The sequence below is a fragment of the Methylobacterium sp. CM6247 genome, assembly GCF_054817925.1.
The window spans coordinates 4,426,060-4,442,575 of the sequence record NZ_JBTXKX010000003.1 but is presented as its reverse complement, the minus strand read 5'-3'; the positions used below and the strand labels follow the sequence as shown (position 1 = coordinate 4,442,575).

At 66.1% G+C, this 16,516-nt stretch carries 17 protein-coding genes and 1 tRNA gene; 9 read left to right on the top strand and 9 right to left on the bottom strand.

Features of this window, described 5'->3' with window-relative positions; translation table 11 throughout:
- Window position 1 precedes the first annotated feature (1 nt).
- Entirely contained in the window at window positions 2-919 is a 918-nt protein-coding gene (locus ACYQOP_RS22010) for a branched-chain amino acid ABC transporter permease (RefSeq protein WP_056429449.1), read from the bottom strand.
- Window positions 920-1,262: 343 nt separating this feature from the next.
- Between ACYQOP_RS22010 and ACYQOP_RS22005 the strand changes: the two genes are divergently transcribed.
- From ACYQOP_RS22005 to ACYQOP_RS21995, 3 genes are all read left to right on the top strand, one after another.
- The gene (locus ACYQOP_RS22005; protein WP_056454281.1) at window positions 1,263-1,889 is read left to right on the top strand and encodes an acyl-homoserine-lactone synthase; all 627 of its coding nucleotides are present in this window, start codon (window positions 1,263-1,265) and stop codon (window positions 1,887-1,889) included.
- Between the two features lie 77 nt (window positions 1,890-1,966).
- Complete coding sequence (locus tag ACYQOP_RS22000; protein ID WP_207412692.1) at window positions 1,967-2,170, top strand: hypothetical protein; 204 nt, start codon at window positions 1,967-1,969, stop codon at window positions 2,168-2,170.
- A gap of 117 nt (window positions 2,171-2,287) precedes the next feature.
- The gene (locus ACYQOP_RS21995) at window positions 2,288-2,905 is read left to right on the top strand and encodes a PRC-barrel domain-containing protein (RefSeq protein ID WP_056429406.1); all 618 of its coding nucleotides are present in this window, start codon (window positions 2,288-2,290) and stop codon (window positions 2,903-2,905) included.
- Between the two features lie 216 nt (window positions 2,906-3,121).
- Here the strand turns inward: ACYQOP_RS21995 and ACYQOP_RS21990 are convergent.
- Window positions 3,122-3,206: transfer RNA gene (locus ACYQOP_RS21990), tRNA-Leu, on the bottom strand.
- A 115-nt stretch (window positions 3,207-3,321) separates the two neighbouring features.
- Window positions 3,322-3,627 carry a FliM/FliN family flagellar motor switch protein gene (locus tag ACYQOP_RS21985; RefSeq protein ID WP_056426499.1) on the bottom strand — a complete coding sequence of 102 codons (306 nt, stop codon included), beginning with the start codon at window positions 3,625-3,627 and terminating at the stop codon, window positions 3,322-3,324.
- 137 nt (window positions 3,628-3,764) lie between these two features.
- Between ACYQOP_RS21985 and lipB the strand changes: the two genes are divergently transcribed.
- Both lipB and ACYQOP_RS21975 read left to right on the top strand, forming a co-directional pair.
- Complete coding sequence (lipB, locus tag ACYQOP_RS21980; protein WP_461225424.1) at window positions 3,765-4,418, top strand: lipoyl(octanoyl) transferase LipB; 654 nt, start codon at window positions 3,765-3,767, stop codon at window positions 4,416-4,418.
- A 378-nt stretch (window positions 4,419-4,796) separates the two neighbouring features.
- The gene (locus ACYQOP_RS21975; protein WP_461224119.1) at window positions 4,797-5,957 is read left to right on the top strand and encodes a PepSY-associated TM helix domain-containing protein; all 1,161 of its coding nucleotides are present in this window, start codon (window positions 4,797-4,799) and stop codon (window positions 5,955-5,957) included.
- Between the two features lie 275 nt (window positions 5,958-6,232).
- Here the strand turns inward: ACYQOP_RS21975 and ACYQOP_RS21970 are convergent, their stop codons facing one another.
- Window positions 6,233-6,967, bottom strand: a complete 735-nt coding sequence (locus ACYQOP_RS21970) for an AraC family transcriptional regulator (RefSeq protein WP_461224117.1) — start codon at window positions 6,965-6,967, stop codon at window positions 6,233-6,235.
- Window positions 6,968-6,980: 13 nt separating this feature from the next.
- Complete coding sequence (locus ACYQOP_RS21965; protein ID WP_461224115.1) at window positions 6,981-7,883, bottom strand: alpha/beta hydrolase; 903 nt, start codon at window positions 7,881-7,883, stop codon at window positions 6,981-6,983.
- 288 nt (window positions 7,884-8,171) lie between these two features.
- On the opposite strand from ACYQOP_RS21965, the gene ACYQOP_RS21960 reads away from it, so the two are divergent.
- Both ACYQOP_RS21960 and ACYQOP_RS21955 read left to right on the top strand, forming a co-directional pair.
- Window positions 8,172-8,837 carry a DUF2268 domain-containing putative Zn-dependent protease gene (locus ACYQOP_RS21960; protein ID WP_461224113.1) on the top strand — a complete coding sequence of 222 codons (666 nt, stop codon included), beginning with the start codon at window positions 8,172-8,174 and terminating at the stop codon, window positions 8,835-8,837.
- 116 nt (window positions 8,838-8,953) lie between these two features.
- Window positions 8,954-9,433 carry a GNAT family N-acetyltransferase gene (locus tag ACYQOP_RS21955; protein ID WP_461224111.1) on the top strand — a complete coding sequence of 160 codons (480 nt, stop codon included), beginning with the start codon at window positions 8,954-8,956 and terminating at the stop codon, window positions 9,431-9,433.
- 165 nt (window positions 9,434-9,598) lie between these two features.
- Here ACYQOP_RS21955 and ACYQOP_RS21950 read toward each other — a convergent pair whose 3' ends face one another.
- The 3 genes from ACYQOP_RS21950 to ACYQOP_RS21940 all read right to left on the bottom strand — a co-directional run bounded on the left by ACYQOP_RS21950 (window position 9,599) and on the right by ACYQOP_RS21940 (window position 12,828).
- Window positions 9,599-11,401 (bottom strand): calcium-binding protein, encoded by a 1,803-nt coding sequence (locus ACYQOP_RS21950; protein WP_461224109.1) that lies wholly within the window; start codon window positions 11,399-11,401, stop codon window positions 9,599-9,601.
- Window positions 11,402-11,544: 143 nt separating this feature from the next.
- Window positions 11,545-12,432: a cation diffusion facilitator family transporter gene (locus ACYQOP_RS21945; protein ID WP_056426488.1), complete on the bottom strand. Its 888-nt coding sequence runs from the start codon at window positions 12,430-12,432 to the stop codon at window positions 11,545-11,547.
- A 129-nt stretch (window positions 12,433-12,561) separates the two neighbouring features.
- Complete coding sequence (locus tag ACYQOP_RS21940) at window positions 12,562-12,828, bottom strand: hypothetical protein (protein ID WP_207412701.1); 267 nt, start codon at window positions 12,826-12,828, stop codon at window positions 12,562-12,564.
- 290 nt (window positions 12,829-13,118) lie between these two features.
- Here ACYQOP_RS21940 and queA point away from each other — a divergent pair, with 290 nt between their 5' ends.
- Window positions 13,119-14,207 (top strand): tRNA preQ1(34) S-adenosylmethionine ribosyltransferase-isomerase QueA, encoded by a 1,089-nt coding sequence (queA, locus tag ACYQOP_RS21935; RefSeq protein ID WP_461224107.1) that lies wholly within the window; start codon window positions 13,119-13,121, stop codon window positions 14,205-14,207.
- A 78-nt stretch (window positions 14,208-14,285) separates the two neighbouring features.
- On the opposite strand, the gene ACYQOP_RS21930 is transcribed toward queA, so the two are convergent.
- Complete coding sequence (locus ACYQOP_RS21930; protein ID WP_207412703.1) at window positions 14,286-15,080, bottom strand: bestrophin-like domain; 795 nt, start codon at window positions 15,078-15,080, stop codon at window positions 14,286-14,288.
- A gap of 203 nt (window positions 15,081-15,283) precedes the next feature.
- On the opposite strand from ACYQOP_RS21930, the gene tgt reads away from it, so the two are divergent.
- Window positions 15,284-16,462, top strand: a complete 1,179-nt coding sequence (gene tgt / locus ACYQOP_RS21925; RefSeq protein WP_461224105.1) for a tRNA guanosine(34) transglycosylase Tgt — start codon at window positions 15,284-15,286, stop codon at window positions 16,460-16,462.
- Window positions 16,463-16,516 lie beyond the last annotated feature (54 nt).

Here is a 16,516-nt window from a genome sequence, read left to right as displayed (position 1 = left end):
GTCAGACCTTCTCCACTTCGGGCCGGCCGAGGATGCCCGAAGGCTTGAAGATGAGCACGACGATGAGGATGAGGAACGCGGCCACATCCTTGTACTCGATGGTGAAATAGGCCGACCAGAAGGTCTCGATCAGGCCGATGATGATCCCGCCGATGACCGCGCCGGGAAGCGAGCCGATGCCGCCGAGCACGGCGGCGGTGAAGGCCTTCACGCCGGGTACGAACCCGTCCGAGAACGAGACCACGCCGTAATAGAGCAGGTAGAGCGTGCCCGCGACGGCGGCCAAGGCCGCGCCGAGCACGAAGGTCAGGGAGATGGTGCGGTCGACATTGATGCCGAGCAGCGCCGCCATGCGCCGGTCCTGCTCGACGGCGCGCTGCGCCCGGCCGAACGGCGTCTTCTGCACGAGGTACCAGAACCCCGCGAGCAGCACGGCCGTGGTGATCATGATGATCGCCTGCTTGTAGGACAGGGTCACGGTGTATTGCTCGTTCTGGTAGAGCACGACCACGTCGCGCACGAGGGGCGGCACCGGCTTGTTGCGGGCGCCCTGCACCACCTGGACGAAGTTCGACAGGAAGATCGACACGCCGATCGCCGAGATCAGCGGCGCGAGGCGAAACGACCCGCGCAAGGGCCGATAGGCCATCCGTTCGATCGCCCATCCCCACAGGGAAGTCAGCGCCATGGCGATGACGAGGACGATGAGGAACACCAGGGCGACGGACGAGAGGCCGAGCCAGGTGGTGAGGATGAGAAATGCGATGAGCGCGATGAAGGCCGAGACCATGAAGACGTCGCCATGCGCGAAATTCACCATGCCGATGATGCCGAACACCATGGTGTAGCCAATGGCGATCAGGCCGTAGATCGACCCGAGGGTCAGGCCGTTGATGAATTGCTGGGCGAAGAATTCCATCGATGGGCTTTCGCGAATGGCATGCCAGATGCGCGAATGGCATGCCAGATGCGCGAATGGCATGCCAGATGGCCGCCCGCCGCCATCCTTCGTGGAGATCGGCGCGGGCGTGGGGAGTGTCCGCAAGAACGCCCCGGGGTCAATCCAAGAATCGTTCTCGTCCGAAGGGATTGTAAGTCAGCGTCATGACGCCGCTCTCGGAGGTCGGATGCTCGATGCGGGAAGAAGAACGCTCTCCGCCAACGCGGCCATCCCAGACGAGCCATCGTCGACCCTACGGTTTCCCGTAGTACGCAACCTTTCCGGGCACTGCCAGACATGCGCCGAGGACGGAGTTGCTGGCATGATCCACATCATCACCCCCGCCAACGAGGGCGATTACCGCGACGAGATGGAGCAGGCCTGGCGCCTGCGCCACGAGATTTTCGTGACCGAGAAAGGCTGGTCGGACCTCGCCAGGCCGGATGGCCGCGAGATCGATCAGTTCGATACGCCCCATGCCATCCATTTCCTGGCGATCGAGGACGGCAGGGTGATCGGTTATAGCCGGCTTCTGCCGACGACGCGGCCGCACCTTCTGTCCGAAATCATGCCACAGCTCTGCGAGGGCGAACGTCCGTGCGGCACCCGGACCTGGGAATGGACGCGGCAGGCCGTGGCGCGCTCGCACAGGGCCCGCGGCAAGGTGGTCAACCCGGTCTCCCTCGCCCTGCTCACGGGCATCGTCGAATGGGGCATGCACCACGGCGTGAACCGCCTCGTGCTGCAGATGCCGACGCTCTACCTGCTGCACGTGGTGCAGCTGCACTTCCGCGCCCGCCCGCTCGGGCTGCCCCACACGATCAGCGGCGAGGACATCATCGCGGCGACGGCGGAATTCGACGAGCGCACCCTCGCGCGCCTGCGCAGCGTCAGCGGCAACCCGGATTCCGTGCTCGCACCCTCTTCCTATGCCTATCTCGCCGCCTGAGCGGCGGCCACTCGGCAGACAGCAGACGACACCTCGAAGACGAGGGTCTTCGACAACAGAACAAAAGGGCGCTCCCCATGTACTCATCGGCAATGAACCGGGAGGATCACCTCCAGACGCTGGCAGGACATTGCATCGCGGCACGGGAGATCATCGAAACGTCGGGCACGCTGGTGATGCGCCAATTGGTCGATCTCCTGCTCTTCGAGATCGGTGTCGCCATGGCGAAGGCGACCGAGGCCGAGACCCAGACCGGGCAGCAATCGGTGCTCGGCCACTGAACCCGTCGACCACGGGACCTCCGCGCCGATCGGACGGCGCGGGCCGGGGTGAACCAGGACCCGGCCGCATGTGTTGAGGTTTCAGCAGATCGCTCCCGATCGTCTGGAAGAACCGACATGCCGGCATTCGTCCGTACCCTCGCGCTCCTCATCGTCGCCGCCTCGGCGGTTCCGGCGCTCGCACAGGACGGCCAGACGGGACAATCCGCCTTCCTCACCCAGGCCCCGCTGGGGAGCTTCAAGGCGTCCAAGGTCATCGGCCTGCGCGTGGTGGGCCAGGATCACGTCAAGGTCGGCACCATCGAGGACGTGCTGGTGGACGGGAATGGTCGCATCCAGGCGGTGGTGATCGATGTCGGCGGCTTCCTCGGTGTGGGCGGCAAGCGGGTCGCGGTGGCCTTCGACCAGATGGCGTGGAACACCAACGCCAAGGCCGGAGAGCTTCCGGACCCGTCCATCGTCAAGCCGAAGGACGCCCCCTCCGAGGCTCGAGCCGCCAAAGTGACACCCGAGACCATGCCGGGCGCGAAATCCGGCGATGCCGTCCTGAAGGCGGAGAATACCGGCGATACCGACCAGGCCACCGGCCCTGCGGGCGCCGCCACCACGACCGAAGCCACGAAGGGCCGGGCGAGCGTCCATGTCGGCGAGCCGATCGAGGCGGAGATCCGCCAGACGAAAGCGGAATTGCAAGCCGCGCCGGTCTTCACCTACCCGACGCAGAAGGCGGAGTGAGGAGGCATGCCGGGCGCGTGGTTCGGGAGCGGCCGCGATCCGCCCGCATCGAACCTGGGCTGCGGAGCTTGCGGCCGGATGCGCATTCCAGACCTCCGGCCTGAACCCGAGATCCGAACCCGACGACACTCTTCTTGATGATCGCTCGACGATCCCGTCCGGCCTCGTGGCCGTCTCCGGGATCAGACGCTTCGGGGTACAACAACTCGATTGAGTTGGTGCGGCCAAGAGGACTCGAACCTCCACCCCTTGCAGGACTAGCACCTCAAGCTAGCGCGTCTACCAATTCCGCCATGGCCGCATCGGTGCCACCCGTTCCGCCGCGCTCTCCGCCGGAGGGCGGTGCGAGGCGTTTCGTGTGGCGCGGCGCAGCGGATAACAGATCGAATCTGCCACGACAAGCGCCGTCATGCGTCTCAGATGAGATCGACCGGTCCATCGAGGATCTGAACCGCCCCATCGCCGATGGTGACGCCCGGAATGCGGACCACGTCCGCCTTGCGGATGAGCTCGGTGATCTCCACCGAAATCCGGTTTCCGGTCACGACGATCTGGCCGCGCGCGATCGGGTGGTCGTTGGCGAGAATCTCGACCATATCGGTTTCCGTGGATTCGAGTTCGATCACGGCGCCGCGGCCCATGCGCAGCAGCATATGGAGCGGCATGTGGCTGCGCCCGAGCACCACAGAGAGATCGACCTTGAGGTCTTCGAGAACTGCCACGCGCCACGAACTCCGTCGGCCCGCACCGGGCCCGCCATGCCGGAGTGTTCCTGAGATATGGTGAAGCCTTGGTAAACGAACCCGTCGGCAAAGACCGTCTCTCCGTCTCGACGGTCGATTTTCGGCCGCGCTCCGGCATGCGGCCGGTCCTGTGGCGGATCAGCGACACTCCCGTCCCCTACGAGGAGGCGGTGGCCGCGATGGAAGCGCATGCGGGGCGGATCGCCGGCGGGGAGGCACCGGAGATGGTCTGGCTGCTCGAACACCCGCCGCTCTATACCGCCGGAACCTCGGCGAAGACCGGGGACCTCGTCGAGCCGGACCGGTTCCCGGTCCATGCCACCGGGCGGGGGGGCCAGTACACCTATCACGGGCCCGGCCAGCGGGTGGCCTATGTGATGCTCGATCTCAACCGGCGCAGGCCGGACCTGCGCGCCTACGTCTCCGCCCTGGAGGCCTGGATCATCGCCACGCTCGCCGCCTTCAACGTGCGCGGTGAACGGCGCGAGGACCGCGTCGGCGTCTGGGTGCGCCGCCCCGACAAGGGGGAGGGGGTGGAGGACAAGATCGCGGCGATCGGCATCCGGGTGCGCCGCTGGGTGAGTTTCCACGGCATCAGCCTGAACGTGGAAACCGACCTGTCGCATTTCTCCGGCATCGTGCCCTGCGGCATCTCCGGACACGGGGTGACCAGCCTCGTCGATCTCGGCCAGATCGTCACCCTGCCCGAACTGGACATGGCGTTGCGCGCGGCGTTCGAGGACATTTTCGGGGAGACGCAGAACGAATGAAGGCTGGCGCCGGACGGATATGGCGGCGCGTCATCGCTTCCGCACGAAAGAGTAGACCTATAAATTGGAATTATATATCAATATTCCATGTCTATCTCGAAGGCACAAATCTGAATAAGTAAACATTATTCCTCCATGGCGGTTTATAGTCATTCCAATCTATTCGATGAGATTCATCCATCCGCCATTGAACAATTGACACACCCGGCTTCGCATTCGTAGTTCGGCACTTATCGTCGTTCGACAGAGAGATGGTCTGTCTCACGCAGCACTGCACTTCCCCGAGGGCGCGCATAGTCGGCACATATCTGGGCGTCGCGGCGGAAGATCCGGTCCGTGCAATCGTGACCGTAGGGTTATTCTGGTAGGCGAGCGCATATGACGACCCGCACCGTTCTGTTCCGCCTGCATTGGCTGCTCGGCCTTACGGCGGGGCTCGTCCTGGCCCTCGTGGGCGTGACGGGCGCGCTGCTGAGCTATGAAGAGGCGCTGACGGAATGGGCGAATGCCGACCGCGCCTTCGTCACCGCGAGCGATGCGCCCCGCCTCTCGCCCGCCGCCCTCAAGGCGCGGGTCGAAGCGCAGCAGCCGGGGAGGGTGGTGAGCTCCCTGGCGCTCTGGGGCGATCCCGAGCGGAGCCCGCGCATCCGGTTCGCCAACGACCCGGCCATGGGCGCGCGGCCGCCGACCCTCTATCTCGACCCCGTCGACGGCCGGACCCTCGGGGAGATGCGCCTCGAAGACACGTTCGCCACCATCCGCAAGCTGCATCGCTGGCTGCTGCTTCCGGGCGACGGCAAGGGCTGGGGCCGCAGCATCACCGGCATCTGCGCCATCGCCCTCCTGGTCTTCCTGGCCACCGGGCTCTACCTGCGCTGGCCCAAACTCCATACGTGGAAGATCTGGCTGAAACCCTCCCTCAAACGGCCCGGACGGCCGCGCTGGTGGTCGCTCCACACCATCGCGGGGACCTGGCTCGTTCCGTTCTACGCCGCCATCGCCCTGACCGGGTTGTGGTGGTCCTTCGACAGCTACAGGAACGCCGCGACCTGGCTCCTCACCGGCGAGACCCGTGCGCCCCGGGCGGCACGCGGACCCGGCGCGCCGCCTCAGACCACGGGCTCGGCCCTCGATACCGCCTGGGCGACGTTCAGCGCCGGGGAGGGCGCCGGCGCGCACATGGCCCTCATCGCGCTGCCGGGGCCGGAACAGGCGGCGATCCGCATCCGATTCCTCGCCAGCGCCTCGGATCTGCCGAAAGCCCGCGACGAGGCGACCTTCGACCCCGCCACCGGCGCCCGCCTGTCTCAGACTCGCTTTGCCGACAAGCCCCTCGGCCGGCAGATGGCCGAGAACATGCTCGAAGTGCATCGCGGCCGCTTCTTCGGCGGGTTCGTCGCCTTCTTGTTCTTCGCCGCCTCCCTGGCGATGCCGCTCTTCGCGGCGACCGGCCTCACCCTCTACGTCCTCCGCCGCGGCGCCCGCCGCCGCAGGCTGATGGCGGCAGCCCCTGCCGGCGCGGGGACGATACGCGCCTGAGGGGGCGTCCGCCCATGATGCCCCTCAGGCAGCGGTCCGCCCAACACCCGACGATCCAGGCCGGCTTCCGAGTAACGATCTCCTCCGGCGGTCCACATCTGACGGCTCATTCCGTCTGTTCACGACCCTTGGCAGAAGCCGGGAAGGTCCGCTTCGCGGCAGCGGGGCGGACGATGACCTACGACTGGGCTGAGGGATTTCGGCCAGTCCGCAATCAGTCAGACAGCAGAAAAAGTAGACTTGATGACGACTTCCGCAATCAAACAATGGGCATATCATCCGCAAGACGTATAGTACTCGCGCGGCGACATCCCTACGAATCGTCGAAACATGGCTGCAAAAGCACCGGTGGTTTCATAGCCGAGGGCTTGGGCAGTCCCAGTCACGGACTCTCCAGCAATCAGCATCGGCACTGCCGAGAGAATCCGGGCTTGCTGACGCCACGTCGAGAGGGGACAGCCGAGTTCATGAAGAGCGAGGCGTCTCAGAGTCCGAACTGATGCGCCGGCGCGACGCGCCAACTCGTCGATCCGGTGCTCTTCTCCAGGCCGGGCCAGTATGCCGGCACAAACGCGCGCTAGGCGGGGGTCTGAGGGCATCGAGAGGGCGACACCTTCCGGGTCGAGATCGGCGAGTTCATCGACCAGCACGGCGGTGAGGCGGCCAATACGCTCTCCATCGCTTGCGGCGCATGGATCGAGCATGCGCAGGATCAACTCCCGTACCAGCGTTGGGACCACGAAGCCGCGAGGCACATCGCCCAAGAGCCGCTGGGCGCAAGCCGTTTCGATGTAGAGCGTCCGGAGCGACACGTCTCCCCGTGCTCGGAGTGCATGCGTCAGGCGCGGCGGGATCCAGAGGGCTCGCCGAGGCGGGACGAGCCACAGGCGCTGAGCCGCCCGGATCTGCATGACGCCGGCCGTGGCATGAATAAGCTGCCCGCCGACATGGCAATGCTCGCCGACGACCGAGCCATCCACATAGTCGCGCGCGATGGCGTGGAGGGACATCGCTGACGGCTCGTCACGCGTGGCCATCGACGAGATGAGTACGGAACCAGTCACGAGCGGCAGTACTGGTTTGCTCGAAGAGCTTGACATAGGGATCGAAATGGCCTCCGGCGAGCAACATCAGATGCTTGGGTGGGAGCGCCCGCTGGTAAGCTTCCAGACAGAGTTCCGTGGCCGTCAACAGGTCGTGGTCGGCTACGATCATCAAGAGTGGGGTGGGGCTGATACGGGCGATATGGATGGCGGGTTCGTTCTCGCGCGCCAGTTCAGCGCTGCGGAGGGTGAGTGTGTTACGCCAAGTTGGCGCAAAATCTCGGGTCTCGGTGAAGAAGACATAGGCGTCGCTGCCGGCCATCGCACACCCTTCATGCGGATCGTTCGAGACGGCCGGGAAGGTCGCAGGCTCCTCACCCCTGAAACGCGTGGCACGATCTGCGTCGAGCCGGGAGAGCAACGCCGGTACGAGATCAGCACGCGTGCGTCGAAGTGCTGAGCAGTAGCCGCTTATCGTCGGCACTTGACTGACGACACAGCGGACGCGCCGATCGAGGGCAGCAACCTCCAGCACATGGCCTCCGCTGTAACTTGTCCCCCATAGGCCGATGCGGGCGGGATCGACCCAAGCCTGGGTCTCGGCAAAGCTGATCGCATCGCGATATCCGCGTCGCTGCAGGACGGGATCGGCTTCCTGCCGGGGCAGCCCGTCGCTGGAACCGAAGTTGGCGTGATCGTACACCAGCGCGCCGAGACCAGCGGCAGCGAAAACCTCCGCGTAGTGGTCGAGGTATTGCTCCTTCACCCCTGACAGGCCGTGCGCCATGACAATGCAGGGATGGCTCTGCGCCTCGCCTTCTGGTTCGTAGAGCCAGCCGCGCAAGTTACGGCCTTCGGAATGAAACTCGACATCGCGACGCATCTGGGATCCCCACTTGAGAAAGGATCATCTATGCCGCTTCGTCGGATGGCCGGCGTCGCCTGATCGGCCAGAAAGGACGCTGTATCGGCCAACATCATGCTGGACCTATCTTAGCGGCGGATGTCCGCTATCAGGCTCGACAAACAGTATCCTGAACGTCTCCGTCAGGTCGGAGGCAAAACGTCCGCTTCTGGCCGAAAGGCCAGAGTCCGGAAGCCATCCGTAGGCGAAGTTGCCCCATCTTGCCCTCCACGGCAGGGTGGGGATGTGAAGCACACGGAGTATCGGATGACGTGGCGACTCCATTGGCTTGAGGCATCCGGCGATCTGGGGCCCTGGCGTAGCACCATCGCTGATGAGGTCGAGATCGCTCGAAAGGCCGTAGCGGGCGTGCTACCGGTGCCGCCGCTCGACATCCTCGTGCAGCGCCTGCCCGGCGCGGTGATCCCGGAGACCGGCACGACGGGACAAGCCATGCGCCCTGGTCTGTTCTCCCTCACCATCGACCCCGACAACCCGAACTTCGCGCACTCGCTGCAAAATGGGGACCTGCGCCAGACCGTGGCGCACGAGGCCCACCACTGCATGCGTATGGCCGGTCCCGGCTACGGCTGGACCCTGGGCGAGGCCCTGGTCAGTGAGGGCTTGGCAGGCCAGTTTGTGAGCCGCCTGTTCAGCTCGCCACCCGCGCCGTGGGAATGCGCCGTGACCGATGAGGTGCTCGCGGCTCACCTGCCGGACAATGCGACGCTCGCCGGCGACGCTCACGACCACCGCGCGTGGTTCTTCGGCTTCGGGGGACGGTATCCACGCTGGCTCGGCTACACCCTCGGCTACCGGATCGTGGGCGACTGGCTGGAAGCGGGGGCGGACACCGGTGGTGAAACCTGGGTCAACATCCCCGCCCACGAAGTCATCAAAGCCGCACGCGGACGAACGCTGTCAAACCTCTGAGCCGACGAGCAGCATGGTTCGCTTTCCACCCTTCTGGGCATTCTGGCCGCCAGATTGAATGAGTGTCATGGTCGGGTGAGGCTCTTGCAGCACCGGGGCCATCCCATGGAGCGCAAATGGCGTCTGAGCGGATGATCCTTCGTCCGGCCGAAGAGAGTGATGTGACCGCTCTCGTGCGCCTGCTGCGGCGCTCCTGGCTTGTCACCTGGGCGCCTGAACTTCCGTTCGAGGCGGTTCAAACCTTCGCTTCGTTCGACCCTGCGCGGCTTCACGCCGAGAACCAGTGGCGAAGCTTCATCGTCGATAACCGGGACGACGTGCTGATCGGAATGATGCAGGTCGAGGACGATCAGATCGCCGACTTGCACGTCGATCCCGCCTTTTGGAACGAGGGTGCTGGCTCGAAGCTGCTCGACGCCGCCGAGCGGCAAGCCGCACGCATTCATCACGTCGTGCGTCTAGAGGTGCGTGCGTTCAATTCCCGAGCACGCGCCTTCTACGCACGTCATGGTTGGAGAGAGGTGCGCAGCTATCCCGGCATGGAGTGCGGGAGCCCTGTTGAGAATGTGGAGATGCAGAAACGCGTCAAAGCCTAAGGCAGAACGTCCGCCCCGCATTGCGACGGTTTATCAGGCGCCAAACGTCAGATTTTGACGACAGCGAAGACCAACGCATCCCGTCGCCGGGAAGGGCCGGCGAGTCCGCGGCCATACCAGGTCCCGGCGGGGGCATCTCGGCCCCCGCGCCGAAAATTGCCCGGATCAGACCATTAGCAGGTCGGAGGCGGTCAGTTCGGGCTTGCCGAGAAGGGTCGCGAGCAGCACCGCATCGTGGTCGGTGCCCGAGCCGTCCGCGTCGTAGAAGAGATGGCCCTTGGCCGCGTCGTAGAGGATGCGGTGGTCTTCCGTGGTCGCGGCGCCGACGGCGAAGGCCTCGTCCGATAGGGAGCCGGGGGTCAGCGCCTTGAAGACGCTGGCATCGAGGGCGAGCCTGTCTTCGCTGTGGCTGAAATCGACGATCCGGTCCTTCTTACCGGCGGGAAGCGTATCGAACACGAAGGTGTCGGCACCGGCGTCGCCGCGCAGGACATCCGTTCCCAAGCCGCCTGTCAGGATGTCGTCCCCGGCGCCGCCGAACAGCCGGTCTTCACCCGCGCCGCCGAGGAACTGGTTCGCCTCGGCATCGCCCCGCATGGAATCGGCGAAGGCCGAGCCCTTGACGATCTCGAAGCCGGAGACGCCCCCCGTGCCCGTGGCCCGGCCGGTTTCGAATAGCGCGCGCGCCGATGCGCCGAAATCCGAGTAGTCGAGCGTGTCGGTGCCGTCGCCGCCGAGGCTGAGGCCACGGATGGCCGACCCCGTCTCGATGGCCAGCGTGTTGTCGCCGGAGCCGAACTGGATCGCAGTGCCGCCTGAGCCGATGATGCGGCCGGCATTGACCACCACGTCGTCGAGGGCACTGACGATCTTGATGGCAATGCCCGACCCGCCGTGGATGAGCCCCGCATTGTCGATGCTCGTGAGGAACGGCGCATCCCCCTGCGACGAGTCGTCGATCAGGATTCCGAGGCCGGCGCCGTAGATCCGCGCGCCGGCGAGATTGACGATGTCGCCGCCGCCCGCCGCGATGCCTTCGGCGGTGTTGGGCAGCCCATCGGACCCCGTGCCGCCGGCGCCGAGGCCGCGAATGGTGCCATGATTCTCGATTGTTGCACGGAAATCGATGTCGATCCCGTCGCCGTCGCCGTCATTGATGCCGTCCGGGCCGCCGCCGTCTTCGGAACCGGGCGTCGCGCCGTTGACATCGGAGCCGGCCGCATCCGCGAAGGTGCCCGTGATGATCCCATGGTTGATCACGGTCGCGGTGCCGTCCGAGCCGATGCCGGAACCGTTGCCGCCGAGGATGCGGGCGCCGGCCTCGTTCGTCACCGTGGCGACGCTGCCCTCGCCCATATTGACGCCGTGGCGGTCGCCGAGGATGGCGCCGCCGGCATCGTTGCGGATCGTCCCGCTCGCCCCGTCCTCGAACTGGATGCCGTCGGCACCCTGAACGTAGCCGGTGGCGGAACCGCCCCGGATGGTGCCGCTATTGACGAGATCCAGCGTCGCGCCGATCCGCACGCCGTCCGAGACCAGGGACAGCAGCGAGCCGGCATTGTCGATCTCGGCGAGGAACCCGCCCGTGGTCGAGGCGAGGTCGAGGGCCTGGCCTGTGCTGGAGACGATGGTCGAGCCGCTATCCGTGGTGATGGTGAGCGTGCCGGCGGCGACGGTGCCGTCCTGGATCTGCACGGCATCGTCCCCGGCGCGGATGGCGCCGCCATTGTCGATCGTCGCGGTCAGGGTCGCGCCGATTTCGCTCTCGAAGCGGATCGCGCGCCCCCCGGCGGTGTTCTCGATCAGGCCGTCATTGTGGATCTCGGCGCCGTCCGGGGCGACCTGGAAGCGCACGGACTGAGCGTTGGCGGAGACGGAGAGGGTTCCGTCCACCTGCAGCGTGTCGGCGCCCGCCAGGGTGAAGCGAGCGGTCTGCGTCATGCCGTTCGCGACGGAATAGGCGGTCATGCGGTCTCATCCTCGGCCGGACGCGTCCGCGGACGAGCGGACGTCAAATCACCGGCCGTGGCGGACATTAGGGGGGTCGGATGACGCTCGAACGACGGTGCGCGTGGCGGTGGATTCTCGCGCATTCCGGGGGAGGCGCGCCCCTACACCACCGGCACGCCGCGGCCCTTGGCATGCTCGGCCGGCTCCACATGGATGACGACGACGGCCCCCGCGATGGCACCTTCGATGGCACTCTCGAGCCGGTCGCAGATGTCGTGCGAGTCCTTCACGGTCATCTCGCCGGGCACCACGAGGTGGAAATCGATAAACGTCGCCTGCCCGGCATGCCGTGTGCGCACGTCATGCGCCTCCAGCGCCCCCTCGCCATGCTCCGAGATCAGGGCACGGATCTGGGTCACCATCTCGGCCGGAGCCGCCTTGTCGAGAAGGCCGCTCACGGAATCGCGCACCATGGTCCAGCCCGACCACAGGATGTTGAGGGCGACGAGGCCGGCGATGAGCGGATCGAGGATCAGGGTTCCGGTGAGGGCCACCAGGGCGACGCCGACCAGAACGCCACCGGATGTGAAGACATCCGCCATCACATGGCGGGCATCGGCCACCAGGGCGGGCGAGCGCCAGACCTTGCCGCGGCTCAAAAGCGCCATGGACCATGCGGCGTTGATCGCCGTCCCCACCGCGCTGACGGCAAGGCCCAGCATCGGCGCATCGAGGGGTTTCGGGTCGAGGAGGCCGTAATAGGACTCACGCAGGATGAGGATGGCGGCCACGATGATGAGGGCCCCCTCGATCACCGCCGAGAAATACTCGGCCTTGTGGTGCCCGAACTGGTGGTCCTCGTCGGCGGGCGCGGCGGCCACGCGCAAGGCGATGAAGGCGAAGGCCGCCGCCGCCACGTTGATGATGCTCTCCAGCGCGTCCGAATAGAGCGCGAGACTGCCGGTGAGCCAGTAGGCGGTGAATTTGATCGCCATCACGAGAAGGCCGATTCCGGCGCTCGCGAGGGCGGCTTTCTGTGTGCGGTCCATTTCCGGTGAGAATCCGTGACGGGCCCGGCGAATGGCGGGGCAGGGCTTGGCGCGCCCTGCCCATACGATCATCCCCATCGACAAGGCCACGGCAAAGGTTGAACCCGCCGGTGAAGGGTTTAGTCGCTGCTATGTCTGGGGTTCGATCTCTTGCGATGCCGGCGCGACCCCCACACCGCGATCCGCCTCTCTCTGGGCAGAGCGGGCGCTCTGCGCACGCGCGCGCTCAGCCTTGCGCGCGTAGCTTCGGGCCATCCAACCCCACCGGGCATTGGCCGCCATGACATCGAGACGCTGGGCCTCCCGGTCCCAGTAGGACATCAACTGCGAGTCCAGCGTGATCCGCCGGCGAGGAACCTTGGCCTTGGGGAGGGCGGTCTTGAAGGTGTCAGTCATCGCACGAACCGAATCTGAGCCAACTTGGCCGGCCACAACGCAGACTCGCGCCGACGCGGTCAAGGTTGTTTTCAACGTAGACCTGTAACCGTGCGGCCCGGTGGAGAAAGGCGGGTACATGAAAAGTGGCGATGATATGGGTTTCGCCCGTCAGGCCCTTCCGGCGACTTGGCCCTCATCTGCATGTCTATGTCCCGCATCCACAATGCGCGACGGCCGCTTCCCGCTTTTTCCAGACGGCGATCCGCCGGCCATTGATCCCGAGCCCTGAACCGTGCTGTTGGCGCCCGATGCGCGTCGACCTCTTCGATTTCGATCTGCCCGAATCCAGCATCGCCCTCAGGCCACCCCAGCCCCGCGATGCCGGGCGAATGTTGGTGGTCCGGCCGGGCGAGGCCCTGGAGGACCGCGCGGTACGCGATCTCGCCGACCTGCTGCGGCCGGGCGACGCCCTCGTCTTCAACGACACCCGCGTGATCCCGGCCCGCCTTCACGGCATCCGTCACCGCTCGGGATCGCCGGGGCTGCGGATGGAGGCCATGCTGCACCTGCGCGAGGCAACCGACCGATGGCGCGCCTTTGCTCGGCCGGGCAAGCGTCTCGCCATCGGTGACAGGGTGAGCTTCGGGCGGAGCGGGCAGGGTGCCGCCTGCTCCCTGGGCGTTCTCGATGCCACCATCACGGAGAAGGGGGAGGGCGGCGAGATCGTCCTGCGCTTCGATCTCTCCGGCCCCGCCCTCGACGAGGCCATCGTGCTGGCCGGCGAATTGCCGCTTCCGCCCTACATCGCGGGCAAGCGCAGCACCGACGCGCAGGACGCGGTGGATTACCAGACCGTCTATGCCCGGCAGGCAGGCGCCGTTGCCGCCCCCACCGCGGGCCTACATTTCTCCGACGAGCTCCTGGCACGGATCGACGCCGCCGGCATCCGGCGCCATTGCGTGACGCTGCATGTGGGGGCGGGCACATTCCTGCCGGTCAAGGCCGACGATACCGACCACCATCGCATGCATGCCGAGATCGGCTTTCTCGATGAGGAAACCGCGGATGCTCTCAACCGGACGCGAGACGGGGGAGGCCGCATCGTCGCGGTGGGGACCACGGCGCTGCGCCTGCTCGAGAGCGCGGCGGACGAGAATGGTAGGCTTCATGCCTTCTCCGGTCCGACCGAGATCTTCATCACGCCTGGCACCCGCATCCGCGCGGTGGACGCCTTGATGACCAATTTCCACCTGCCGCGTTCGACCCTCTTCATGCTGGTCTCGGCCTTTTCCGGGTTGGAGACCATGCGGGCGGCCTACGCACATGCCATCGCGGCCGGCTATCGCTTCTATTCGTACGGGGATTCGAGCCTGCTGTTTCCAGCCCGATCCGAGTGACGCGATAATCTCCCTCCCGCGGATGCCCGCAGTGTCACGCTCGCGAAGCGGGACGGCGGCGCGGCCCCGGCAGGCCGGTCATTCCTGGTGTGTCGTCATCATGCTTTTAGCCCGCTCGAACGCTTCGGGCCCGATGGCGAAGGGACCATCGAAGGGCCGCTCGTGGAGCGCGATGACACAGAGCGTTCCCACCATCGCCGTGGAGAAGATGGCGAGCGTGATCACCTGGGCGCGCGGCTTGTCCACATGGACGATACCGATGGAGATCAGCGTCAGCGTGCAGAGGAACAGCAACGTCAGCCATTTCGAATCGTCGTTCTTGCTGGCGCTCAGGGCGAGCCGCTCGCCGCGAGCTTCGCGAAGGTTCATGATCGTGGTCATCAGCGCGGTATGAGCGACGGCACCGGACGCCGTGGTGTGCACCGGGTCGGCGACCATCTTCATGAGCGCGCTGAGGGCCGCGCCCGCCTCGCTGGAATACGCCGTCCCCGTTCCCATCTTCGGAAATTCGTCGGCGATCACCGCATTCGCATAGGCGAGGAGCGCCTTCTGGATGTCCGACATGTCCGAGACGGTGGCCTCGCTGAGGTCGTAGGCGGCGATCAGGTTCGCCCGCTCGGTCTGGACGATCCGCGATGCCTTGCCCTGCCGCTCCCAGGCATCGTTCGCCACGAAGCCGGTGAGCAGGGCGAGCAGGATGCCGATCGAACTGAAGAACGACGCGACGATGCCGCCGACATTGTTCAACAGATGCGCCCGCGTGGCGGGCACGTTCGTCAGGACGATCAAGACGATCGAGATGCCGGCGAACAGGCTTGCGAGTATGCCGATGATCAGTGCTAGCGGCTGATCGAGCCAGATCCCCATGAGCATCGCTATCCCTCGCGGTCGTTTGGTGAGTCGGCCGGGACGGGCAAATCCCGCTCGGAATCTCCGGATCATGGGAGGATGCGATAGCGCCGGTCGGCAGTGGCGACCAGAGGCGCGGTCAGCTTCCGGACTGTGCTGATGACCGACCGGCTGTAGGAGGCTCGCATGTTTCCGTTTTGCGGCGCGGAGCTTTAAAGACCTGGCCCATGTCCGACACTGCCTCCCTCCGAAACGCTACATCCGACCATTTCGGCTTCCGCGTCGACGCCACCGACGGACAGGCCCGCACCGGAGCAATCTCGATGCCGAGGGGGACGATCCGTACCCCGGCCTTCATGCCCGTGGGGACCGCGGCGACGGTCAAGGCGATGTATCCGGGCCAGGTCCGGGATCTCGGCGCCGACGTGGTGCTGGGCAACACCTATCACCTGATGCTGCGTCCCGGCCCGGAGCGGATGGAGCGGCTCGGCGGCCTCCACCGTTTCATGAACTGGCCGCACCCGATCCTCACCGATTCGGGCGGTTTCCAGGTGATGTCGCTCTCCGCCCTGAGAAAGCTCGACGAGCAGGGCGTGACCTTCCGCTCGCATGTGGACGGGTCGAGCCACCATATGAGCCCGGAGCGCTCCATCGAGATCCAGGGGCTGCTCGGCTCCGACATCCAGATGCAGCTCGACGAATGCGTTCGGCTTCCCGCAGAGCGGGCGGCCATCGAGAGCGCCATGCGCCTCTCCCTACGCTGGGCCGAGCGTTGCCGGATCGCCTTCGGCGAACAGCCGGGCAAGGCTATGTTCGGCATCGTCCAGGGCGGCGACCTGCCCGACCTGCGGGTGGAAAGCGCCAGGGCCCTGGCCGATCTCGATCTCAAGGGCTACGCCATCGGCGGCCTCGCGGTGGGCGAGCCGCAGGCCGTGATGCTGGCCATGATCGAGACGGTGGAGCCGCATCTCCCAGCTGGCAAGCCGCGCTACCTCATGGGAGTCGGCACGCCCGACGACCTGATGCGCTCGGTGATGCGCGGCATCGATATGTTCGATTGCGTGATGCCCACCCGCGCCGGCCGCCATGGCCTGGCCTATACACGCCATGGCCGGATAAACCTGCGCAATGCCCGGCACGGCGAGGATACGCGACCGCTGGACGAAACGTCGTCATGCCCCGCCGCGAGGGACTATTCCCGCGCCTATCTCCACCACCTCGTCCGCACCGACGAGATCCTGGGCATGATGCTGCTGACCTGGAACAACCTGTCCTATTACCAGGACTTGATGGCGGGGATGCGTGCGACGATCGCCGCGGGTCGTCTCGCCGATTTCTGCGATGAGACCCGCGAGGGCTGGGCGCGCGCCGAGGCCGAGCGCGCCGACGAAACCGTCTCCCGCTGATATCACCTTCAAGGGTGCCGGCACGCGGTTTGGTAGGGCCCCGGACGAAGTCGA